Consider the following 23,367-nt stretch of genomic DNA (forward strand, 5'->3'; position numbering starts at 1 on the left):
AACAGGTTGCCCAAACTTTTTTTCAAAGTCTAAAAAGTTTTTCAGCAAATTGTCAGCATTTTGTCATAAAATCTCAAGAAAAACTATGCGAAATTAGACTATCGGGGATTTTCTCCAGAATTTTCGCTTTCACTGTGCAAAATTCTACTTGACAAGTTCCAGGACATAATTCTGAGTAGCTTCCAGCACTTCTCCTTCCTCCATATCCGGATCAATGGTCAGTGACTCCCCCACCTGGCATCTGCGGCGGCCCTGCTCTGTAAAACAGCCGTCAATGGCCGTCATAGCCGTATCGTAAATATCTGCTTTGCGCTTCCCCAGTATGGTGCCATAGATTGCCGTGACCGTCAGACATCCATTGACAATATTTTCAATAAAGGTGACAAGTTCAAGCTTCTTTTTCTCATTGAGGTAAGTATATTTGCGTTGGTAAACCTGTGATATCTCAATAAAAGCAGCCTTTTTCTCTTTCCGATAATCCGGATATGTCCCCTCATACCCCCAATTATGCATCACTTTATCAATACAGTTATGTATGATCCTGTGATTACCTGCGTAAACCGGGAGGATCTGCTTCAATCTGGGATATTCCGACGTTGCTGCCGACAGATTACCTTTAAGCCAGGTATACAACGTCTTCCCCTCTTTCTGAGTGAGCTGACGCACAAAACTCTTAAAAAACTCATCCTTGTTCTCGCTGAAATGAAGAAATTTCTGACGGCACTCGATCCATCCGAAATGCTCCATCATCTCAAGCCCGGCTTTCACCTGCTGCTCATTAAAAGACATTCCTTCCAGCAGCTCTTTATCATAGTAGATATTGGAGCGTCCATAGGCAATCCTGGTCTGATCATCGAGAAAGACGTCAAATATCACCTGTAAAAACTCAACAGCAGGCAGGATCTTCCTCTCATATTCATTGAGTGAGTCCCGTCCCAGGGCGGACGCTTTGCCCAGCAGAGCCCGCATAGGCTCATCCAGAAGGGACCAGGGAATCTTATGGGAATTTTCATCCAGTATTTGAGTGTAAAAGTTATAATTCCATAGAATGATTCCCGATGTCAGACTGTCAAAAACAAACGAGCTTTCTTTGGGCGGATCTTCCTTTTTAAGACGGTTATAAAAACGCAGGCGGAACATCCCTGTTTCCCGTTCAATGCGGATCTGATCCATGAGAATTTCCGCAGGATGACGCCCATCCTCAATAAGCACGTTGTGAAACACCAGATTCAGCGTAAAGGCTGTGGTGGATGCCACTTCCACAGAAAAATCCTTGTTCCGTATCTTATAAGGGATAACCTGCTTTCGCTCCACCAGCTTAGCAAACAGAAGAATCGCTTGCCGGCTGGAACCTGTATAAAACCGTGCGAAATCTTCCAGGGAATAATCAATGGTCTTTTTTGTTGTTAAATTACTGCTTTCCATTCAAGTTTCGCTCCCTGCCTGTTCATTTCTATCTATTTCATCATTAGTATCCTTGCCTTTATCTCCCCTATATTCCTCTGTTTTTATTCCGGCCGCACCCGGTCCGGCCTTTAGCTCTGACAGCATCCCCATATCATCCAGATGATGCCATACTAAAGACAGGGGCAGACCTACAACATTGTTGTAATCGCCCTGGATCTCTTTAATAAAAACCCCGCCCAACCCCTGAATAGCGTAAGATCCCGCTTTGTCCAGAGGTTCCCCGCTGTCCACATACCAGCGGGCCTGAGCGTCAGATATAGGATACATAGAAACTGTGGTACAACCGAAGAACACATCCCGGCAAATATCTCCATCCCCGGCGGCGCATAGACATACACCGGTGTAAACCTGATGGCTTCTGCCGGACAGAAGCTTGAGCATATCAAAAGCTTCCTTTGGTCCCGATGGCTTTCCAAGCAGCTTTCCATCGCACACCACAATCGTATCCGCTCCAAGGACAACAAAACGTTCCCCAGATTTTTGGAGATAATCAGCCTTTATCTTATCAAAAACATCCTCCGCCTTCTGCCTGGCCAGGGACATAACCACCTGCTGGGGGGTATCCCCTTCCATATGTTCTTCCACCTGGCTTGGGATCACCAGAAATTCCAGACCGCCCTGACTTAACAGTTCACGGCGCCTTGGCGAGGCGGACGCAAGTATGATCTTCACAAAACAAAACTCCTTTATATCAATAGCATAATACCAGCTTCCGACAGCCGTGAAAAAAACGTCGGAAATCATAGACTGTAACATATTTTACCATAAAACAAATTAAAAAAGAAGCCGTTTATTATAAAAGGGTAATCTCCAGTTACTATTCACAATCGCCGGAAACAGCAAGTGTTTCCGGCGTAATACAGTGATTCAGGTGTGCGCTTAAACCATTGGCGCAATAGCTGAACTATTTCATCTCCGTCATATTGCTCCAGAAGCGCTTAGGCATCATCTGCATCTGAAGCCGGGGGTTGACACGCTGGTCAATGGCGATATGCTCAAAAAATGTCTTCCACATATGAGAAAACTCCGCCTCCTCCTCGGATATCTTTTCCGTTCTTCCCAAAAACGCCTCCACATCCTTCTGGATTACCCACGGTCCCAGAGCTTTGTGGACACATGCCATTCTCCTGTTTTCATCGTAGAGAACCCAGTTTTCCTCAGGGAGCCGGTCCGCGAAATGATTTCCCAGAAGCTGAAGCTGCTGGTGCTTTGGCGCAATCTTTCCAAAAAGGATTCCCCCGGAAAGTTCTTTAAAACGGACAAATCCCATGAGCTTATCGGTCTCCCGCCCAACTTTCCGGGACAATTTGTAGACGGCTAAAACGTCATCTTGAGTCAGAGCGCTGCACACTTTTTCAGGGTTTGCAAAGCCCATATTTAAAAATCGGTAAATATGCTGAGCCTTTCCTGGCTCCCCTGCCATGGAAGCCATGTATACCCAATGCCACGCTTCACCGGAAATTTTTTTCATGATTGCTCTGGCCACAGATTCCCCATGCTCTATATCTGTAGGGACCTGGATATAGTCGCAGAAAAAAGAAGGCTGACAGAAATTTTCAGTCTCAATAGTTATATATTTATGTCCGTATCTTGATAAATATGCCTCATAAACCGCAGACAAAATCCCCTCAGTGCAATCCTCGCACACGTAGACTCTCGGACGTTTCTCCTCCATGCCCAATGCCTCCCTTAAATCTGCCCGGTCAGAGCTTTCGTCTGATCCTGTGCGTTCACATTAAAATCATCAAACAGGGACATCTGGCGGAATGAAAGCTCCTGCTCCCTCACAAGATCCGGAAGCCGCTCTTTGACAGCCAATAGATTTCTGAAAATAAACTCCTGATTCCATGGTATAGTATACATCATCCTTCCGGAACAGGTGATAAAATAAATCGCCCGTTTTAATACAACACCAATTTTTTTCAGATCGGCAAAATCCAGCCTGTTCTCCCTTCTGGCACGGCAGATTCTCTTGGCAGACGTCACTCCAATGCCGGGTACCCGCAAAAGAGTATGATAATCCGCCCGGTTTACCTCCACAGGAAATTCCTCTAAGTGTCTGAGAGCCCAATGGCATTTGGGGTCCAGCAAAGTATTAAAGTTGGGATGATCTTCATCAAGCAGCTCCTCCGCCCGAAATCCATAAAAACGAAGAAGCCAGTCGGCCTGATAAAGGCGGTGTTCTCTGAGCAGCGGCGGCCTCTGGGTCAAAGCAGGTAACATACTGTCTGAATTAACCGCTACATAAGCGGAATAAAATACCCGCTTTAACTGGAACTTTTCATATAAAGACTGGCTGACCTGCATAATCTGAAGGTCCGTCTCCGGAGTGGCACCGATAATCATCTGTGTACTCTGACCGGCAGGGACAAATTTGGGAGCGTGTTTATAGAGTGTCAGCTCATTTTTATTGGCTGCGATCCCATTCTGAATCTGGCGCATTGGCAGCAATATCTTCTTTCTCGACTTCTGGGGAGCCAGACGGGCCAGGCCCTCGCCTGTGGGCAGTTCAAGGTTGCAGCTCATACGGTCGGCAAAATAGCCCGCCTGTTCAATAAGTTCCGGGCTGGCTCCCGGTATGGCCTTCACATGAATATAACCGTAAAAATGACACTTTTCCCGCAACAGCATCAGCGTTTGGGTCATCAGCTCCATGGTGTGATCCGGATTTTTGACCACACCGGAGCTTAAAAACAACCCTTCAATATAATTGCGCCGATAAAATCCCATAGTCAGGCTGCATATCTCCTCCGGAGTAAAAGTCGCTCTGGCCACATCGTTGCTTCGGCGGTTTGCACAGTACTTGCAGTCATATATGCAGTCGTTGCTCAGCAGTATTTTCAAAAGGGAAATACAACGGCCATCGGCGGCAAAGCTGTGGCAGATTCCCGCGGCCACTGCGCTGCCCATGCCATGCCGGCCATTTTTCCGGTTAGAGCCTGATGATGTACAGGCTACGTCATATTTCGCAGCGTCCGCCAGTATGGCCAGCTTCTCCTCCGTCGTCATCATCTGTAAATGTTCCATCCTGTCATCTCCCGCAAAAGAACGTACGTTCTGTTTTTTCTTTATTATATCACCTGAACATATGTTTGTAAATCTTTTTGTCGAACGATTCTTGTTGCTGCTTATGTCTGTGGTATCCTGATATTTCTAACAGCAGGCTTTAAATCCGGAAAATCCACAGTAGCGAGGAAGTGAGTGTGAAATATATACATGCTTGAGAAAAAGGTTCATTGAAAGAAAAGAGGTTCATATAGAAGGACTTAGAAGAGGCCGTCAGGAGACACATGCTCTGAGCTGATAAAATTTACAAAATTAATCGCAGGACTTTAGACAATATAAAAAAGAATCCTGTTTTACCTGATTCCCTGCCTGTACTTGATCGCTGGGGCGATCAGCGGCACGTCAAAAGTCCCGCGCAACCGGCTTCCGGTTTTTACCTAAATCAATACAATTCATTCTCACTGACCATCTCTGAGATTTTTCTCCATATACGCCAGGGAATTTTCCATATCCCTGTGCATCTGTGCCTTTAGGGCATCCAGATTTTCAAATTTTCTCTCCGGCCGGGCAAAATGATAAAGGCGCACCTCGATCTGACGGCCGTAAATATTCCCGGAAAAACCGTGAATATAGGTTTCAACACGCCGATTTTGATTCTGAGCCACAGTGGGATTCCTGCCCACATTAGTCACTGCGGGATAAACTCTCCGGTCAATGACAGCCGCGGAGGCATAGACGCCGTTGGGCGGAAGAAGCTTTGTCGGGCCCGGTTCCAGATTCGCCGTAGGCATACCAATCGTCCGTCCGATCTCCCTGCCGTGGACAACCTCACCGATGATGGTATAAGGTATCCCCAGCATATCATTAGCAATTTCAATCTCCCCCCTGGAAATAGCCTTCCGTATGAGAGTTGCGCTGATATCCGCCTCATCCTTCACATCTGCCGGGATCGCCGGATCGTCACTGAGAAAACTCTTTGGAAGCTCTGTGTGGATTTTGGGGCAGATGTGGGCGCTGTAGCCCAGAGGCAGGCTCATCCCTGTAAGAAGGGCGCCATCTCCCCTGCGTTCCCTGCCAAAATGAAAGTCCTCACCCACAACAATATGTCTGGCTCCCAGGCGGCCGATAAGCACTTCCTGTATAAAATCTTTCGCCTCCATGTGCGCCGTCTCATCTGTAAAGGGGTACTCAATGAGAACATCTACTCCCAGACGGCTGGCAATGATCCGCCGCTCTAAAGATGTATAGATCAGCACCGGGTTCTGGCCTTTCAGCCGGCAGGCAGGATTATAATTAAATGTCAGGACTACAGAGGTCATATGATGACTTTTATAACTGTTGATTTTTTGGATCAGAGACTGATGTCCCCGGTGAAGGCCGTCAAATTTTCCTATGGCAACCGCCGTATTTTCCAGCCAAATCTCTTTTGTTCCCGAAATAAAAATCATAATTCAACGCTCTCCTACAAAAACATTTTCACTACTTTAAATTCCCGGAGCTTCTCACAGTACTGATATATTCCCTTAAAAGCACCGGACTGGTCGTATACCCGGACAGATGTGCCGTCGGCAAGTCCCGCGGGAATTTCACAAAAATCTTCGATCTTCACAGGGTTGCCGTTATATAACAGGCGCTCCCCATTTTCGTTGACGGACAGACCGGGAAACTGGGAAAACATGGCATCCACAGGTACAACAAACTGCTCCACACACTGATTGGCTGCGGCCTTTTGAATCTCATCAAGAGTCACAGCCCGCTCAGCACAAAAAATCCCTGTACGGGTACGCTTCAGAGCGGACATACAGCCTCCTGTTCCAAGAGTGCGGCCAATATCTTCACACAGGGTGCGAATATAGGTTCCCTTAGAACATGTCACTTCCATAGTCACCGCCATCTTTGGAAATATTTCAGGCTCTGGTTTTAATGGAATAGCGGGAAGATCTCCTGTTTCCGAAAGTATAAAATCTTTCCTGGAATCCAGTACATCTATTCTTTGTATGTGAATATCATAAATATGTACCCGTCTTGCCGGGCGCTCCACTTCTTTTCCTTCCCTGGCCAGTTCGTATAGCTTTTTCCCGTGAACTTTCAGTGCCGAGTACATTGGGGGAATCTGATCATAATCACCCACAAAGGACCAAACCGCTTCCCTGATCTTCTCTTCTGTCAGCCTGGCCGCACACTCTTCCAGGAGCTGTCCGGACGTATCCTGGGTATCCGTCCTCATGCCGAGAATCATCTGGGTTTCATAAATCTTATCGGTATCTGTCAGCATATCGCAAAGCCGTGTTCCATTACCAAGACACACCGGGAGAACCCCCACCGCGTCCGGGTCAAGGGTTCCCGTATGTCCGATCTTTTTCTGATGGAGGATTCCTCTCAGCTTTGCCACAACATCATGGGACGTAAATCCCCGCTCTTTATATACATTGATCACACCGTTAATCATGATTTTTCAACTGCTCCTCGATTAGCCGCGTGAGATTATTGATAACATCATATTTTGTCCCCGCCATAGTGCAGCCTGCGGCGCGTATATGACCGCCGCCGCCAAAATAGCCGGCGATCTGAGCCACATTCATGTAATTATTAGAACGCATACTGACTTTGTAGGTCATATGTCCGATCTCTGTGAGGAGGACAGCTACCTCCACGCCCCTGGTGACGCGCATCTGGTCAATAATCCCCTCAAGATCAGAGGAGATCGCCTTATAAAAATCCATAACTTTCCGGTCCGCCACGGAAATAATACACTGCCCGGAAAACATAAGAAAACTTTCCAGAAGGCACCGCCCCAAAAGCTGATTCTGGGTATAGGTTTTCTGGTAAAAGACTTCATCTGTAAGCTGAGAAAAGCGAACGCCCTTTTCCATAAGCGTTCCGGCAATCACCATTGTCTCTTTACCTGTGTTAGACTGCTTAAAGCAGCCGGTATCACAGATGATTCCGATATACAAAGCCTCCGCAACAGCCTGATCCACTCCATCCATATCCATCAGCTTTGCCAACACCTCGCAGGTGGAACTTGCGTGGGGAAATATAATATTCTCCATGGCAAAACCTTCGTTGCTAATATGATGGTCAATACATACCGTCTTTTTTGCTGTATCAAAGTAGCGGACCGCCCCGGCCAGACGGCCTTTGTCGCTGGCGTCCAGGGCAAAAAACACATCGTATGTTTTATCGTCTTTATAATCGCTGATGATCTGATCCGCGTTCTCCATGACTTTATACACGTCGGCTACCGGCTCCAGATAGATGTCTGCCTGGATCTGGGGGTAATTTTTCCGGATATAATTATACAGTGCCAGGCAGGCCCCGGTACAATCCCCGTCAGGGCGGGTATGTCCGGCAATGGCTATGGTACCCGCTCCGCCAAGATACACACCTATTTTATCATTCATCGCTGCTCACGTCCGTTTCCTGGGCAGGATCTGCATTTTCATCCGCAGACCCGTGGGCACTGTGAAGTTCATCCTCACTAATGACTTCGTTGATCTTTTTAGACATATTCACGCCATATTCAATGGACTGATCCATAACAAAGATCAGTTCCGGGGTATTTCTCAAGTTCACGCTTCTGGCCAGTTCTTTGCGGATAAATCCTACAGCGCTCCGAAGACCCTCCATAGTATCCTCCTGGGCTTTTTCATCCCCCAGGACACTAATATATATCTTGCAAAACTTTAAATCCGGCGTAACCTGAGCTTCAACAACGCTGGTCATGGGATGAATCCGGGGATCTTTGATTTCCCTGGAAATGATCCGGGAAAGTTCTTTTTGGACTTCTCCATTGATACGGGTATTCTTAATACTGTTTTTTCGCATAGATGTCCCTCCTATCTTGGAACCTCTTCCATGATAAACATTTCTACCTGATCGCCTTCTTTAACGTCGTTAAATTTTTCAAGAGACATACCGCACTCGTAACCGGCATTGACTTCCTTCACATCATCTTTAAAACGCTTCAGGGATGCCAATTCCCCCTCATAAATAACAACGTTATCTCTCAGAAGTCTGGCCTTGCAGTTGCGCAGTACTTTTCCGTCAAGGACATAACCGCCGATAATGGTGCCGACACCGGATACTTTATAAGTCTGGCGAACCTCGACATGACCGATAATCTTTTCCTCATAGGTCGGGTCAAGCATACCCTTCATGGCAGCTTCAACATCCTCGATGGCATTGTAAATGACGCGGTAAAGACGCATATCCACATGTTCCTGCTCAGCCACACTTTTAGCCATACTGTCCGGGCGCACGTTAAAACCGATAATAATAGCGTTGGAGGCAGCAGCGAGAGTTACGTCGCTCTCATTAATAGCGCCGACGCCGCCATGGATCACTTTAACAGCAACCTCCTCATTGGACAGCTTCACAAGACTCTGTTTAACCGCTTCCACGGAACCCTGAACGTCAGCCTTGACAACAATGTTAAGTTCCTTGATCTGTCCGGCCTGGATCTGATCAAAAAGGCCATCCAGAGACAGTTTTGTCTTTGTATCTGCCAGAAGTTTTTCCCTATTGCTGGCAATAAATGTTTCAGCCATGGCTCTGGCCTCTTTTTCTGTGTCAGTCACTACAAAAATCTCTCCTGCCTGGGGAACTTCATTAAGTCCAAGGATCTCCACAGGTGTTGAAGGGCCGGCCTCTTTCACCCGGCGGCTCTTATCATCCACCATGGCCCGGACTTTACCAAAAGCGGTGCCTACAGCCAGGCAGTCGCCCACTTTCAGAGTACCCTTCTGGACAAGCACTGTGGCTACCGGGCCGCGGCCCTTGTCAAGCTGTGCCTCAAGGACAAGTCCCCGTGCCTTACGGTTGGGGTTTGCTTTAAGTTCACGCATCTCAGCTACAAGGAGGATCATATCCAGAAGTTCATCCAGACCTTCGCCGGTATGCGCGGAAACGGGAACCATAATCGTCTGGCCGCCCCAGTCCTCAGCCACAAGACCGTACTCAGTCAGCTCCTGTTTTACCCGGTCAATGTTGGCGCTTGGCTTATCAATCTTGTTGATGGCCACAATGATCTCGATCTCTGCCGCTTTAGCATGGTTGATGGCTTCAATAGTCTGAGGCATAACACCGTCGTCTGCGGCCACAACAAGGATGGCAATATCCGTAGACTGGGCGCCTCTCAGACGCATGGCGGTAAAAGCCTCATGTCCCGGCGTATCCAGGAATGTGATCTTCTGTCCGTTGACATCTACCACATAGGCGCCGATGTGCTGGGTAATGCCGCCGGCCTCCCCGGAAGTCACGCTGGTCTTACGAATAGCATCCAGGATGGACGTCTTTCCATGGTCAACATGGCCCATAACGCAGACAACAGGAGGTCTTTCCACAAGATCTTTCTCATTGTCCTCCTCATCTCTGAGCATCTCTTCAATAACATCCACCACAACTTCGTGTTCACACAAAATATCGTAATCCAGAGCAATCTCTTCAGCCTCATCGTAGGTGATCTCTGTATTTAAGCTGACAAGCTTTCCTGCCATAAACAGCTTTTTAACAATCTCGGCGCCAGGCACTTTCATCTTGTCCCCCAGCTCTTTTAAAGTGATCGTTTCCGGAAGGACAATATTTGTCACTTTTTCTACAACCGGTTTCGGTTTCTGAACAGGAGGCGTCAAAGGCTTCTTAGCGACAGACGTATTTCTGCCCCGTGAATTTTTCTTATCGTTCTCGCGGTCTCTGCTGTTTCTGTCTTTATCCCTGGAGTCCTTATAGCTTCTCCGGTTTTCTCTTGTTGTATCCTTTGTCACAACCACTTCTTTGTTAATGGCAGAATCCAGATTAAACTTATTGTCCCTGTCGCCGCGACCTCTGGCCCCTGCGCTGCGGTTGTCTCTGTTATTGTTATTAAAGGGACGGCCGCCACGGTCGCCGTTATTGGAAAAACGGCCGCCGGCATTGCCACGGTTGTTGTTCCTGTCATTATTGTTTCGGTCATTATTATTTCGCTCACCATTATTGCGATCGCCAAAATTCTTCTGACCATCACGGTTAAAACGGCCGCCACGGTTGTTGTCATTTCCACGGCCATCATTGGAGCGGTTTCTTTCATTATTATTAAAGCGTCCGCCACTTCTATCGCCGCTGTTTCTCTGGCCGCCGCTGCGGTCTCCAAAGTTCTTCTGACCATCACGGTTAAAACGGCCGCCACGGTTGTTGTCATTTCCACGGCTGTTATCTGTGCGTCCTTCTCCCCGGCCATTATCTGCGCCGCGGTTGCTGTCCGCATTGCGGGTATTATCTGCGCCGCTTCTGTCACGGCTTCTTGTGTCATTGCCCCGTCCGGAGAAACGATTAGCTGCCCGGTCCTGTCCCTGACGTCCGGCGTTTTCCTGACGGCTGTTTTCTCTTTGTCCTGTTTGATTCATACGCTGTTCTCCACGTCCATTATCTCCTGCCTGCACCGGCTTTGATTCCGGTTTGGCTGTTTTATCAGATGTAAAATACTTTCTTATTTTATCAGCACTTTCTGACGTAATCGTACTCATATGGCTTTCTACATCAATTCCATGACCTTTCAGAGCATAGATCACATCCCTGCTGCTTTTTCCCAATTCTTTTGCCAATTCATGTACTCTTATTTTTGACATAGGACTACCTCCGTTCTTTACGATTCCGGGTTAATGAGTTTCAAAACGGACCCTGCAAACCCCCGGTCCAGCAATGCTATAGACGCCCGGTATTCTTTACCGATGGCGTTGCCGAGAGTTTCTTTTGTTCCATAGATCCCATAAGGCACATCGTAAAATGTACACATATCTTTAAATGCTTTTTTTGTATTTTCAGACGCATCACCGGCAACCAGTACAAGAACGGCTTTCCCGCTTTTTACGGCTTTCTCCACAGAAAATTCGCCGCTGATCACCTTGCCCGCACGCATGGCAAGACCGATCATTGACAGGACCTTATCCCTTTTTATCAATACTCTCCATCTCCTTTGTGAGCTGCTCATATACTTCCTGGGGAATATTTACTTTCAATGAGCGTTCCAGTCCTTTATTCTTTATGGCTTTTTTCAGACATTCACTGCTCTGGCAGATATAGGCGCCGCGCCCGTTTTTTCTTCCGGTGGCGTCAATCAATATGGTGTCCTCCGGAGTTTTAATGACCCGGATCAGTTCTTTTTTATTCTTCATGGCACCGCAGCCGATGCATTGTCTTAATGGAATTTTTTTCATTCCCAACGTCCTAAATCCTCCGCTTTACTCGTCCTGGAAATCATCGTCATCAAAATATTCCTTATCGTCATCATCATAGCCGTCCATATCATCGTCGTCATAGCGGTTGCCATGCTCGTCATAAAAGGACTCCTCGCCAAGGATGTCATCGTCATATAAAGACTGCTGTACCTGACTCTCGCTCTTGATATCAATCTTATACCCTGTAAGCCGGGCTGCCAGACGGGCGTTCTGCCCTTCCTTGCCGATGGCCAGTGAAAGCTGGTAATCCGGCACTACAACACTGGCGCTTTTTTCATCTTCATTGACGGTTACTGAAATCACTTTTGCCGGGCTCAGGGCATTTTCAATGAGGATTTCCGGATCATCGCTCCAGTTGATAATGTCAATTTTCTCTCCTCTAAGCTCATCAACAATAGCGTTGACACGGGAGCCGTTGACACCGACACATGCGCCTACCGGGTCCACGTTGGGATCATTGCTGAAAACGGCAATCTTCGTCCGGGAACCGGCTTCACGGGCAATGCTTCGGATCTCCACAGTTCCGTCCTTAACCTCTGTCACTTCCGCCTCAAAGAGACGCTTTACAAGTTCCGGATGGGTTCTGGAAACAGTGATCTTTGGTCCCTTAGTCGTATCCTTAACATCCACCACATAAAGTTTGATGCGCTCTGTGGGGCGGAACACTTCTCCTTTCACCTGCTCGCTTTCTGTCAGGAGGGCGTCCACTTTTCCGAGATTTACACTGACATTTTTCCCAACATAGCGCTGTACAATACCGGTGACAATGTCTTTTTCCATACTATAATAACGATTATAGAGAGATTTTCTCTCTTCCTCACGGATCTTCTGAACAACCACCTGTTTGGCTTTCTGAGCTGCGATACGGCCAAAGTTTCTCGGCGTCACTTCCACCTGGACAATATCACCGAGATCATACTTCGGATCTTTTAATTTGGCGTTTGCCAGGCTGATCTGAGTTACCGGATCTTCCACTTCCTCTACCACGGTCTTTTCCGCGTACACAAACACTTTTCCGTTATCCCGGTTAATGATCACATGGATATTATCCGATTTCCCATATTCATTTTTACAGGCTGCTACAAGAGAGCTTTCAATGGCCTCCAGAAGGATCTCTTTGCTGATCCCTTTTTCCTTCTCAATCTGGGCCAAAGCTTCGATTAACTCGCGTCCTTCATTCATTTTTAATCATTCCTCCTTATCTGGGCCCTTACTTTGCCCATCAGGTATATCCCCCCTGCGGGGCTCCACTAATAAAAAAATGCCAGTCTTATGAGAGCGATCGCCGACTTCTCAAAAGTCATCTTTTCGCCGCTGTCCAGAACAATCGTCACGCTATTCTTATCGTAACTGTCCAGTACGCCGACAAATTCCTTTTTCTTGTCTATCGGACGGTAAAGACGGACCTCCACGTCTTTGCCAATGCTGCGCGCAAAGTCCTTTTCCTTTTTCAGGGGACGGTCCAGGCCTGGAGAGCTGACCTCAAAAATATAATTTTCTGAAATATAATCCTTTTCATCAAGAACATCCCCAAACTCCCGGTTAATGACCTCGCAGTCATCCACGGTTATCCCGCCTTCCTTGTCGATATAGACTCTTAAATACCAGTTGGAGCCTTCTTTGACCCACTCAACGTCTACCAGTTCAAAGTGATGGGCATCAATGATGGGAGTGATCAGTTCTTCAGTCATTTTTTCATAATCTTTTTTGGCCATGACTTCCACCCTTTCCGCCATCCCAGTGTCATCCGCTTTAAATGTCTTACTGTTTCGATGAAAATCCCGTAGGGCTTATAGTAAACGATAAATATATTGGTCGTTTACTATAAAACGGATAACGCTGAGATGGCTGCACACAAAGATAAAGAGTGGACTTTCGTCCACTCTTCTAGTTTCATCATATTGTTATCTCTGTTATTATAGCACTTCTTATATAAATATGCAAGGATTTTTTCGTAACAGTTCAGCCATCAGGAATGGGCGGGATGATTTATGTTTGTATAAAGAGCAGCCCGCCCCATTCCTGATAGGCAAAGTGCCAGATAATGAGCAAAGGAGCGGCATAAGCCGCAGGTCGGCGCTCAAGCGCGGCGCAGCGTAAGCGCGGGCTGAACTGTTACATTTTTTGAAGACTTTTCCCTCAACAGATTGACACAATATACAGCAAAATATATAATTATATAGGATACTTCCCAAAACTTTTATGGAAATATCACAATTTTTCTATATGAGGAGGTTTGTTATGAAAGGAAAAAGAACTATGATCGGCATTCTCGCGGCTATGCTGATCGCTTCCACACCAGCCTACGCTTCACAGGCAGTCCCAACTTACGCCGCCCCAGCGGCCGCAACAGCGCAAACCGAAGAAAACAGCGGAGTCCAGGGTTTTGTCGCCCGGCTCTATGAGCTGATTCTTGGCCGTAAGCCGGACGCAAAGGGTCTTAGTGAATGGACCGCGCTTTTAACCAGCGGTCAGGCCACTGGCGCCCACGTAGCCAGCGGTTTTATTTACAGCAATGAACTCAAAGCCCAGAATCTGTCCAACGAAGACTACGTGGAAGTCCTGTATAAAACTTTCCTGAACCGTTCTTCCGACAGCAAGGGCAAAGCTGAATGGGTCAATCTTTTAAACAAAGGTATGTCCCGTCCCTACATTTATATGGGCTTTGTCAACTCCCCGGAATTTGGCAAAATCTGCACAAGTTACGGAATCAATCAGGGCCAGGCGACCTTAACTGAGCCCAGGGATCAAAATCAGGGAGTAACCATGTTTGTCTACCGCTGCTACGAAAAATTCCTTGGACGGAAAGCTGACGATGCCGGTTTAAACGCATGGGCCAATGTCCTTCTTACCGGACAAAATAACGCCAAAGAAGCCGCCAGCGGTTTTGTATTCAGCAATGAGCTGAAAGGTCAGAATTTGAGCAATGAAGATTATGTTAAAAGATTATATCAGGGACTTTTTGACCGGGAAGCCGACAGCGAAGGACTTTCCCAGTGGGTATCCCAGTTAGACAAAGGCGTTTCCAGGGAAGATGTATTCTATGGTTTCGCCGACTCTAAAGAATTCCGCGATCTGGCCGCGAGTTTCGGACTTGATAACTCCTGGGCCGGCACTCCTGTAGAAAGTATTCCCCAGACACCTGAGGAACCGTCATCTCCGTCTATGTCCAAGGAAGATTTCATCCAGCTTCTCATGAGCAAACGCACGCTGTGGGAAATGGACGATTATGAAGCCAAGGTCTATAACGGCTATTTTGAAACCGGCTATACATTAATGGATCTGGATTTTGACGGAACCCTTGAGCTGCTTGTCAACTGCGCCGGCGGCTCCATGCACAATAATCCCACTGCGGTCTATAAAGTCATCAACGGCAACCTTGTGCAGATCACCGAAGAATATGGCCTGGATTTCCAGGGCGTGGAACTGATCTACAACAAAGACCTGGGACAGTACTGCTACACCTGCGATACGATCACCCGCGGCGGATCAAACGGCTATTATCAGGGCCAGATTGAGTATGTCTTCTCCGGCAATACTTACACTTCCCGTGAGATCTATGGAAAAGTCGTCTCAAAGAGCTTTGACGGCCAGGAATCCATTACCTACCAGATTGAGGGAGAAAAAGTCAGCCAGCAGGCTTATGAAAGCGCTGTCTCGGCTTATGACGCTATCGCAGAAGGAACAAAGTGGAACGCCGGTTTTATTTCCCATGAGGAATGGACAGAGTTTACCACTGCGGAAAAACAGAGCGCTTTAGGCGAACTTTATGACTCTTTCTATTACGAATAAATAGTTCAAAAGGACTGTCCCGGAAAAAAGCATTCCGGGTACAGTCCTTTTTCTGTGAAGATACAGTTCTTTATTCACTGGCCTGAATAGCGTCGTATCCGGTCTCGCCGGTCCGGATCTTTAATGCAGAGCGGATCTCATAGGTAAATATCTTTCCATCGCCTACTTCTCCGGTATAAGCTGCATCTTTAATAGCCTTAACGGTTTTTTCCGCCCATTCCTCAGAAGACACGACAATCTCAAACTTAATTTTGGGAAGCATCTGAGGCTCGACCTCCATACCCCGGACAATCTCTTTATATCCCCGCTGTGTGCCGCAGCCCATCACCTGGGATACAGTAATACCATTGACCTCTATGTCATTTAACGCCGCTTTCACGTCTTCAAACTTTTCTTCCCGCACATAAGCTTCAACTTTTATCATCATCCCAAAGACCTCCCATCATCAATCAAGCCCGTTAAAGCTTGGATATGCCTGCTCTCCATGCTGAGAAACATCCATGCCGACCTGTTCTTCTTTTACGCTGGCTCTCAGCGGCGTGAAGATCCGGACAATACCGGCGCAGATCAGTGTGCCGACAACAGCTACTGCTATAGTAACTATAATACCGATGATCTGAGCCACAAAAAGCCGGGTTTCGCCGAATACAAGGCCATCCCACTGAGCTACGTCATTGATGGAAGACTGGGCGAAAAGTCCTGTGGCAATACCGCCCCAGATACCGCCGATACCATGGCAGCCAAAAGCGTCCAGAGCATCATCAATCTTGAGCCTCTTTTTAACAAGAGATACACCAAAGCAGCAGATGGGACTTACCAAAAAGCCAATGATAAAGGATGACCAGACCGGTACAAATCCTGCTCCCGGCGTAATAGCTACAAGGCCCACAACAAGACCTGTGGAGGCGCCCACAAGGGTTGGTTTTCCTCCTTTAATCACATCCATGAGCATCCAGGAAAGGAGAGCGGATGCCGCGGAAATCGCAGTTGTCATAAACGCGTGAGCCGCAAGTCCATCGGCTGCCAGAGCGCTTCCCGCGTTAAAGCCAAACCATCCAAACCACAGAAGGCCTGCGCCCAGGACAACAAATGGAATATTATGGATGCGATAAGTTACTTTTTCATAACCGCGCCGCTTTCCAAGAAGAATAGCCATCACAAGGGCGCTGACGCCGGAGCTGATATGAACGACATTGCCGCCGGCAAAGTCTACAGAACCGATAGAAGCGAGAAAACCGCCTTCTCCCCAAACCATATGGGCCATCGGATAGTAAACAACAATGGACCACAGAATGATAAAAATAAATAATGCATTAAAACGGATACGCCCCACCAGAGCGCCAGTGATCAGTGCCGGTGTGATCATAGCAAACATCATCTGAAAACCACAGTAAACAAGATGGGGAATAGTGTCCGCATAGGGGCCTGTCTCCATACCCACGCCATTTAATCCAAACCAGCGGAAATCTCCAATAATGCCGGCATGGTTTCCGCCAAAAGATAATGAATACCCAAAAAGCGCCCACATCACTACTGAAAGGCCCATGATAGCCACACATGCCATCATAGTATTCACTACATTTTTCCGCCGTACAAGGCCTCCATAGAAAAAGGCCAGGCCAGGCGTCATAAAAAATACTAACGCTGCTGAAACAATGATAAAAGCTGTATCGCCACTGTTCATAACGATTCCTCCTTCAAACTCTCTCACTTTGAATTCGGTCAGATATACGTATATAAAACCAAAAAAAGAGGACGCAGATACTTTTGATCTAACGTCCTCGTTATGCAATGCATTTTAGCACATTTGATTTTTCAATGCAAGCCCATTTTTGCATTTTTTTGTATACAATTATACATTAAGTCCGAAAACCAAAGACTTTCTACAGCCTGGTTCTGTCCTATCTGGCGTCATATTTTTTTACAAAGCCAAAGCCCAGAGCGTAAGGTCCGGTATGGGTGGCCACCGTGGCTCCAATCTGCCATATAGGCACATCCTCGCCCAGCCAGAACGTGTCCTTCACCTGGCCGGCCAGCGTCCGCGCCTCTTCGCGGTCAATGTTCATACCCACACAGAAGCGGTAATTGTTGGGATTTTCCCCGGCTTTCTCAAAATAATCCCTGGCGATCTCCAGCAATTTCTTGAGGGCCTTCGCTTTATTACGGGCAATGCCGCCGGAAAAGATCTCACCGTCTTTCATGACAATCAACGGCTTAATACCAAGAGCGCTTCCCGCGATAAAGGCGACTTTTCCGATTCTTCCGCCCCTCTTCAGGTGATCCAGATTGCCAACAGTAAAACAGATCCTTCCCGTAGTCAGAATTCTCTTGAGATGAGCTACCGCGTCTTTATAGCTGACGCCCGCATCTCTCATCCGGGCCGCCTCAAGGACATACAGGCCCTCATCCACTGTACACATCTTGCTCTCAATAACTTTAATATGCGCCTTGGGGTAAGTCTCCAGCAATATATCCCTGGCCGTCTTCGCCGACTGATGGGAACCGCTCAGTTTACCGGACATACAGATGCATATAATCCCCTTTCCCTCTTTGACCACCGGCGTAAAGGCGTCCACATAATCCTGGACGCTTGGCAGTGAGGTTTTGGGAAAGGCATTTTCTTCAATCATTCTTGTATAATAATCCGTAGTATCCACTTCCAGCTTTTCTTTCCTGTATGTTTCTCCATCAAAGGAAACATAAAAATATACCGGATGGATATTCCATTTCTTCATAAGATCCAGAGGAATATCACAGCCGCTGTCTGCAAAAATCTCATATAACATAATAGCCTCCAAATTGAAATGGTCTCTGACGGCAGCAAAAGCGCTATGGCGCAATCACAAAAAAGCGTCCGCACAGCCGCCAGAAAAACACCATGCAATCGCATACATAGTTTCAAATACTACTTATGCTTTTGAGCTATTATATCACAATATACCGCTAAATCCTAGCCCTATTTTACCCGATCTCATTTCAGAGATGACTTTTTTTATGGCCCTCGGACAAAAACTGCCTGCTGACACCGATTTTTGGCTTCCCTATCTGCGCATTAGATCTTCCCCGATTAGCCCACCGGCCCACATAATACATCCAATCATTACAGCTTTCCATAAAACTGTCCGTATGTCTGGATGGAAATGTCTCCACGCTGTCGGCCATGATCGCGGCCACGTCCCCGATCCCGGCGTCCTCTTCCACTACCCGATACACAATATAATTCAGCAGTGTCCGGGCGTCCTCTTCGCCGGCCGTAAATTTTTTGATATTTTTTTCCATAGCTTTAAAACGGGGATCATTTTCATCCACAATAGTATCTTTATAAACTTCAATCTGATCATAGGATGGGGAAAAATAATCGTTTTCTCTGGCCTGGCGGAGAATCCTGCGGTATTCCATGCGATTTTCAAGATCTGCGGATATGACATACTCTTTATCCTGCCATACCCCGTCTTCCGTATCCAACAGATTGTCAAGGACATAGCCTGCGGTTTCCTTTATGTCATCCCATTGATCAAATTCTTTTGCCACATATTGTATGATTTTTTCCTTCTCAGTCACCCCGAAGATGTTTACAAAAGCGTGCAACGTCAGCCGGACAAAATGGATAAATGACAGGTTGACCTTTTCCTGCTCATCTGTCAGAAGCCTTTTGAACATATCCATAATGGTTTTGGGGATCACCGGCACCACGTGCCCCTCATTGTCCATAAAGAAAAATCCCCAGCCTTTCTCCACCAGTTCCGTCCACATCAACAGCATATCTTCCCCAGTCATGTTTTCGCCGGCTTCATATTTCGCAAACAGCTTAAATACCTGAGGGGCCATGTACTCTTTATTAGTTCCAAAAGTTTTCTCGATGACTTCCTTCGTCATCGCCTCTTTTCCAGGTCTGTCCACATTTTCCGGCGCCATATTCCACGTTTCCATGATCCAGTCAAGGAGGGACTCCGGCGCCGTATGGAGAATGGTGTCCAGATCATCAGACGCCTCCCCCCGTATGACATATTTTTCCATCTCTTCTCCCAGTCTTACCCACTGTTTTATATTGTCTTCCAATCCAAATATATTATTTTCCCATGAAAAATCCAAAGCAAATACCCCCTTTTCTTTCGTGTATCTGATCTTAGCATATACCATTTTTAAGATTGTGGCAACCGGTTTATATACGCTTGCCAACAGGCAGGCAAAAAATAGCGGACAGCAGTTTTTTATATGCTGTCCGCCATTTTTATATTATTTATTAATCACCTGTCCACGCTGAACTTTTCCGAAATTGATGAAAGCTACAGGGGTATCGCTGGCAGGCTCAGTTACTATGATCATAGTCTGCATGGAAAGTCCGGCTTTTTCCACCACATCCAGATCTACACGGACTACAGGCTCTCCGGCCCGCACTGTGTCTCCCTGCTTTTTAAGAACGTGGAAGCCCTTGCCTTCAAGGCTTACGGTGTCAATGCCGATATGGACCAGCAGACCGGTGCCGCGCTGATCAGGCTGATAAACTGAGGATATACTAAGATACCGCCCAGAGCCATAGCTACAAACTGATTGCACTTAAACCGCTTGGCGGCGCTGGCCGCAAGTAAGATCGGCAGGAAGTAGAAAGCCGCGTCCGCGAAAGTGTTAAGGATGGTATAGGTCTGTGTTGTTGTGTCCAGCACGCCCACAGCCACCAGCAGAGCCATAATCGCCTTTAAAAGACCAGCTCCGGTAATGGCCGGGATAATCGGCTGGAACATACTGGCGATAGCTTCCAGCACAGAACTGAGCTTTGACTTATTTTTATCCGCCGGACCGTCGTCCTCCACAGGCTTCTGGGCGTCAAAGCCGCCCACAGCAACCACTTCCTGGTAAACCTGGGGCACATCCGGGCCAATGACTACCTGATACTGTCCTCCGGCGTTGACCACAGACAGTACGCCTTTAATCTTTTTTACAGCTTCCGTGTCCGCCTTGCCCTCATCTTTCAGGCGGAATCTCAGGCGGGTGGCGCAGTGTACCACACTGCTCACATTTTCTTTCCCGCCGATATTTTTCAATATTTCTGTCGCTAACGCTTTATTATCCATACGCGTCAACCTCCCTCAATCAAATATCCGACAGATCTTCACCGTTGGTGGCGATCACTTTTTTGTACCAGTAGAAACTATCCTTCTTCATACGCTCAAGACTTCCCCGTCCTTCATTGTCCTTGTCCACGTAGATCATGCCGTACCGCTTTTTCATCTCACCGGTAGACGCCGAGACAAGATCAATACATCCCCAGGCCGTGTAGCCCATCACCGGAATGCCATCCAGAGTAATGGCGTCATCCATAGCCTTAATATGCCGTCGCATAAAATCAATGCGGTACGGATCATGGATCTTGCCGTCTTCACCAATGGTATCATTGGCGCCAAGGCCATTTTCCACGACAAACAAAGGTTTCTGATACCGGTCATACAAAGTGTTCATTGTAATGCGCAGTCCCAGCGGATCAATCTGCCATCCCCACTCGGAAGATTCCAGATAAGGATTAACTACAGATTTGAACACAGCGTTTCCCGGCCGGGCATGTTTTTCCAGAATGTCGGGGTCCGCGCTGGTACAGCGGCTGTTGTAATAGCTGAAAGCCACAAAATCAACAGTGCCCTCCCGCAGCGTCTTCTCATCGTCCTCTGTCATGACAATGGCAACGCCGGCACGCTCCATCCGCTTTCTGGCCCACACAGGGTAAGCCCCTCTGGCCTGAACGTCAATAAAGAAATAGTTGTCTCTGTCTTTGTCCAGTCCGTCCCAGATATCCTCCGGCGCGCATGTGTAGGGATAAAACTGGCCTGCTGCCAGCATACAGCCCACCATGCATCCGGGTATGATCTCATGGGCCATCTTTACCGCTTGGGCGCTGGCCAGAAGTTCATGGTGCGCCGCCTGGTATTTAATCTGTATCTTATCTTCTCCCGGCTCAAAGATAATTCCCGCGCCCATGTAAGACATATGCAGGAGCATATTGATCTCATTAAAAGTAATCCAGTATTTGACCAGATCTTTGTAGCGCGTAAAAATCGCCCTGCAGTATTTCAGATAAGCGTCGATCATTTTGGGGCTCTTCCATCCGCCGTATTTTTTAATGAGAGCCACAGGGGTATCAAAATGATCAATAGTTACCAGGGGTTCAATGCCATATTTATGGCATTCCCGGAAAAGGTCTTCGTAAAAGGCCAGTCCCGCCTCATTAGGTTCATCGTCGTCGCCCTCAGGCAAAATCCGCGTCCAGGCAATGGATAAGCGATAACACTTAAACCCCATCTCGCCGAACAGCCGGATATCTTCTTTGTAACGATGATACATATCGATGGCCTCATGGGCCGGATAAGTGTGATCGCAGTCGCACTCCAGCATCTTCATCTCCCCCCTGGCCACCTTCATACGATCCGGCCCAAAAGGAATAGTATCCACGCTGGAAAGCCCCCGTCCATCAACATTATAGGCGCCCTCGCACTGGTTTGCCGCCGTGGCGCCGCCCCACAGGAAATTTTGGGGAAATCCCATAACACCCGCCTCCTTTTATGTAACATTATTTCCTAATGTTATGTATTTATTACACTAATTTATGTATCATATTTACACACAGAAATGCAATACTTTTATCCTCACTTTTTTATTTTCAGCATTTTATACATTTTTATACCATCAGAAATGTGCAATTTTTCGGACGTACATTTATGGTCATCCCCGAGCCGCGGCACTATCGGCTCTTGTTGTAACAATATATCATTTTTGACTTTATTTTTTCATATATTTATGATAGGATGTTTCATAAAGACAGATAAAAAAGGGAATTGAGGTCACTGTATGAGAAAAAAAGATATAAATATTCGATTTATCGCAGAAAAATGCGGCGTGTCTACCGCCACCGTCTCCCGAGTACTCAATGAAGATGCGCGTGTCTCCAAAGACACCCGCAAGAAAGTTCTGAACGCTATTGACGTCTACGGCTATAATTTATCCGCCGCAGCCCGGCCCAAAGTCCACAAAGTGGGGGTGATCATGCGCATTAACAATCCAGACTACAACACGGGACTGCTCCGGTCCATCTCTGACTATTTTTTTGCCCGGTCCATACAGGTCATTGCCTGCAACTCGGAACGGGATTATTCCCGTATCCCTGAGACTTTAGATACACTTTATGATTCCGGAGTTATGGGTGTCATTCTCATCCGCTGCCCTTATCTTGAGATAAAAGAACACCTTAATCCCCGTATTCCTCACGTCTGGCTGGACTGCAATGATTCGCCCGAAGACTGTCCGAATATTTGCTGCACCCAGAGCGACCACTATACTTCCGGGCAGATTGCCGCCCTGGAACTCCTTAATCACGGCTGCACCCGCCCCATCCTCATCAACGGCATTGAGCGCAGTCACCGCACCTTTGAGCGTAATCAGGGTTTTATATCAGAATATGAAAAAAAAGGAATCCACCTGGAAGAGAACCATTTTCTCTATCTTCCAAGCATCAAGGATGCTTTTTCAGAAAGTCAGGATATTGTCCGCTATCTTCTGACCAAAAACTTCCCTTTTGACGGAGTCTTCGCAGTCAGCGACTGGAGGGCCCTTGGCGCTTACATGGGCGTAAAAAGCATGGGAAAAAGTATCCCAAAGGATATTAAAATTATCGGATTTGACGGCATCTCCCTGGCTTCCCGCAGTGTTTTAAATATCACCTGCGTCCAGCAAAATGTCAGCCAGCTTGCCTATAGTGCCTGCCGGCAGCTTGAATGTCTCATAGACGGACAGACCGTAAAAAATAAACACGTCATTGTTCCTACAGGTATACTGCCGGGACAGACAATTTAATTGCACAGCAGAAGACAGGCGGCCGCGCCGGGAAGTGACGCAGCCGCCT

General features: G+C 47.3%; 22 protein-coding genes. 2 read left to right on the forward strand and 20 right to left on the reverse strand.

The genetic code is table 11. The annotated features are described in order from the left end of the window. Nucleotides 1-144 precede the first annotated feature (144 nt). The 13 genes from HNP82_RS00925 to HNP82_RS00985 form a co-directional block, all read right to left on the reverse strand. Nucleotides 145-1,425 (reverse strand): hypothetical protein, encoded by a 1,281-nt coding sequence (locus HNP82_RS00925; RefSeq protein WP_183770444.1) that lies wholly within the window; start codon nucleotides 1,423-1,425, stop codon nucleotides 145-147. Further along, nucleotides 1,426-2,139, reverse strand: a complete 714-nt coding sequence (locus HNP82_RS00930) for a Maf family protein (RefSeq protein ID WP_330599349.1) — start codon at nucleotides 2,137-2,139, stop codon at nucleotides 1,426-1,428. A 232-nt stretch (nucleotides 2,140-2,371) separates the two neighbouring features. Next, the gene (locus HNP82_RS00935; protein ID WP_183770449.1) at nucleotides 2,372-3,142 is read right to left on the reverse strand and encodes a TIGR03915 family putative DNA repair protein; all 771 of its coding nucleotides are present in this window, start codon (nucleotides 3,140-3,142) and stop codon (nucleotides 2,372-2,374) included. Between the two features lie 14 nt (nucleotides 3,143-3,156). Further along, nucleotides 3,157-4,494, reverse strand: a complete 1,338-nt coding sequence (locus tag HNP82_RS00940; protein ID WP_183770451.1) for a putative DNA modification/repair radical SAM protein — start codon at nucleotides 4,492-4,494, stop codon at nucleotides 3,157-3,159. Between the two features lie 437 nt (nucleotides 4,495-4,931). Further along, a complete protein-coding gene (ribF, locus tag HNP82_RS00945) occupies nucleotides 4,932-5,921 on the reverse strand; it encodes a riboflavin biosynthesis protein RibF (protein ID WP_183770453.1) in 990 nt (329 codons plus the stop codon). 14 nt (nucleotides 5,922-5,935) lie between these two features. Further along, nucleotides 5,936-6,922, reverse strand: coding sequence for a tRNA pseudouridine(55) synthase TruB (gene truB / locus HNP82_RS00950; RefSeq protein ID WP_183770454.1), 987 nt, complete (start codon nucleotides 6,920-6,922; stop codon nucleotides 5,936-5,938). Further along, entirely contained in the window at nucleotides 6,915-7,877 is a 963-nt protein-coding gene (locus tag HNP82_RS00955) for a DHH family phosphoesterase (RefSeq protein WP_183770456.1), read from the reverse strand. Before HNP82_RS00955 ends, truB begins: the two co-directional genes overlap by 8 nt. After that, on the reverse strand, nucleotides 7,870-8,301 hold the full coding sequence (rbfA, locus tag HNP82_RS00960) for a 30S ribosome-binding factor RbfA (RefSeq protein WP_183770458.1): 432 nt from the start codon (nucleotides 8,299-8,301) through the stop codon (nucleotides 7,870-7,872). Before rbfA ends, HNP82_RS00955 begins: the two co-directional genes overlap by 8 nt. Nucleotides 8,302-8,312: 11 nt before the next feature. Further along, entirely contained in the window at nucleotides 8,313-11,078 is a 2,766-nt protein-coding gene (gene infB / locus HNP82_RS00965) for a translation initiation factor IF-2 (RefSeq protein WP_183770460.1), read from the reverse strand. A gap of 17 nt (nucleotides 11,079-11,095) precedes the next feature. Next, nucleotides 11,096-11,407 (reverse strand): L7Ae/L30e/S12e/Gadd45 family ribosomal protein, encoded by a 312-nt coding sequence (locus HNP82_RS00970; RefSeq protein WP_183771230.1) that lies wholly within the window; start codon nucleotides 11,405-11,407, stop codon nucleotides 11,096-11,098. Further along, nucleotides 11,394-11,672 (reverse strand): RNase P modulator RnpM, encoded by a 279-nt coding sequence (gene rnpM / locus HNP82_RS00975; RefSeq protein WP_279288874.1) that lies wholly within the window; start codon nucleotides 11,670-11,672, stop codon nucleotides 11,394-11,396. The genes HNP82_RS00970 and rnpM overlap by 14 nt, the downstream gene beginning before the upstream one ends. Nucleotides 11,673-11,690: 18 nt before the next feature. Further along, the gene (nusA, locus tag HNP82_RS00980) at nucleotides 11,691-12,869 is read right to left on the reverse strand and encodes a transcription termination factor NusA (RefSeq protein WP_183770464.1); all 1,179 of its coding nucleotides are present in this window, start codon (nucleotides 12,867-12,869) and stop codon (nucleotides 11,691-11,693) included. Between the two features lie 68 nt (nucleotides 12,870-12,937). Next, the gene (locus tag HNP82_RS00985) at nucleotides 12,938-13,402 is read right to left on the reverse strand and encodes a ribosome maturation factor RimP (RefSeq protein WP_183771232.1); all 465 of its coding nucleotides are present in this window, start codon (nucleotides 13,400-13,402) and stop codon (nucleotides 12,938-12,940) included. A 526-nt stretch (nucleotides 13,403-13,928) separates the two neighbouring features. On the opposite strand from HNP82_RS00985, the gene HNP82_RS00990 reads away from it, so the two are divergent. Then, nucleotides 13,929-15,479, forward strand: coding sequence for a DUF4214 domain-containing protein (locus HNP82_RS00990; protein WP_183770466.1), 1,551 nt, complete (start codon nucleotides 13,929-13,931; stop codon nucleotides 15,477-15,479). A 70-nt stretch (nucleotides 15,480-15,549) separates the two neighbouring features. On the opposite strand, the gene HNP82_RS00995 is transcribed toward HNP82_RS00990, so the two are convergent. From HNP82_RS00995 to HNP82_RS01025, 7 genes are all read right to left on the reverse strand, one after another. Next, nucleotides 15,550-15,906 (reverse strand): P-II family nitrogen regulator, encoded by a 357-nt coding sequence (locus HNP82_RS00995; protein ID WP_183770468.1) that lies wholly within the window; start codon nucleotides 15,904-15,906, stop codon nucleotides 15,550-15,552. Between the two features lie 18 nt (nucleotides 15,907-15,924). Next, on the reverse strand, nucleotides 15,925-17,163 hold the full coding sequence (locus HNP82_RS01000) for an ammonium transporter (protein ID WP_183770470.1): 1,239 nt from the start codon (nucleotides 17,161-17,163) through the stop codon (nucleotides 15,925-15,927). Between the two features lie 217 nt (nucleotides 17,164-17,380). Continuing rightward, the gene (locus tag HNP82_RS01005) at nucleotides 17,381-18,265 is read right to left on the reverse strand and encodes a DegV family protein (RefSeq protein ID WP_183770472.1); all 885 of its coding nucleotides are present in this window, start codon (nucleotides 18,263-18,265) and stop codon (nucleotides 17,381-17,383) included. A 190-nt stretch (nucleotides 18,266-18,455) separates the two neighbouring features. Then, the gene (locus HNP82_RS01010; protein ID WP_183770474.1) at nucleotides 18,456-19,571 is read right to left on the reverse strand and encodes a hypothetical protein; all 1,116 of its coding nucleotides are present in this window, start codon (nucleotides 19,569-19,571) and stop codon (nucleotides 18,456-18,458) included. 144 nt (nucleotides 19,572-19,715) lie between these two features. Then, nucleotides 19,716-20,036, reverse strand: coding sequence for a PTS sugar transporter subunit IIA (locus HNP82_RS01015; RefSeq protein ID WP_183770476.1), 321 nt, complete (start codon nucleotides 20,034-20,036; stop codon nucleotides 19,716-19,718). Then, nucleotides 19,925-20,551 carry a PTS transporter subunit EIIB gene (locus HNP82_RS01020; RefSeq protein ID WP_183770478.1) on the reverse strand — a complete coding sequence of 209 codons (627 nt, stop codon included), beginning with the start codon at nucleotides 20,549-20,551 and terminating at the stop codon, nucleotides 19,925-19,927. Before HNP82_RS01020 ends, HNP82_RS01015 begins: the two co-directional genes overlap by 112 nt. A 19-nt stretch (nucleotides 20,552-20,570) precedes the next feature. Beyond that, nucleotides 20,571-22,013, reverse strand: coding sequence for a 6-phospho-beta-glucosidase (locus HNP82_RS01025; RefSeq protein WP_183770480.1), 1,443 nt, complete (start codon nucleotides 22,011-22,013; stop codon nucleotides 20,571-20,573). A 303-nt stretch (nucleotides 22,014-22,316) separates the two neighbouring features. Between HNP82_RS01025 and HNP82_RS01030 the strand changes: the two genes are divergently transcribed. Beyond that, nucleotides 22,317-23,318, forward strand: coding sequence for a LacI family DNA-binding transcriptional regulator (locus HNP82_RS01030; RefSeq protein ID WP_183770482.1), 1,002 nt, complete (start codon nucleotides 22,317-22,319; stop codon nucleotides 23,316-23,318). Nucleotides 23,319-23,367 lie beyond the last annotated feature (49 nt).

This window comes from Catenibacillus scindens, from assembly GCF_014202115.1.
Classification (GTDB): Bacteria; Bacillota; Clostridia; order Lachnospirales; family Lachnospiraceae; genus Catenibacillus; species Catenibacillus scindens.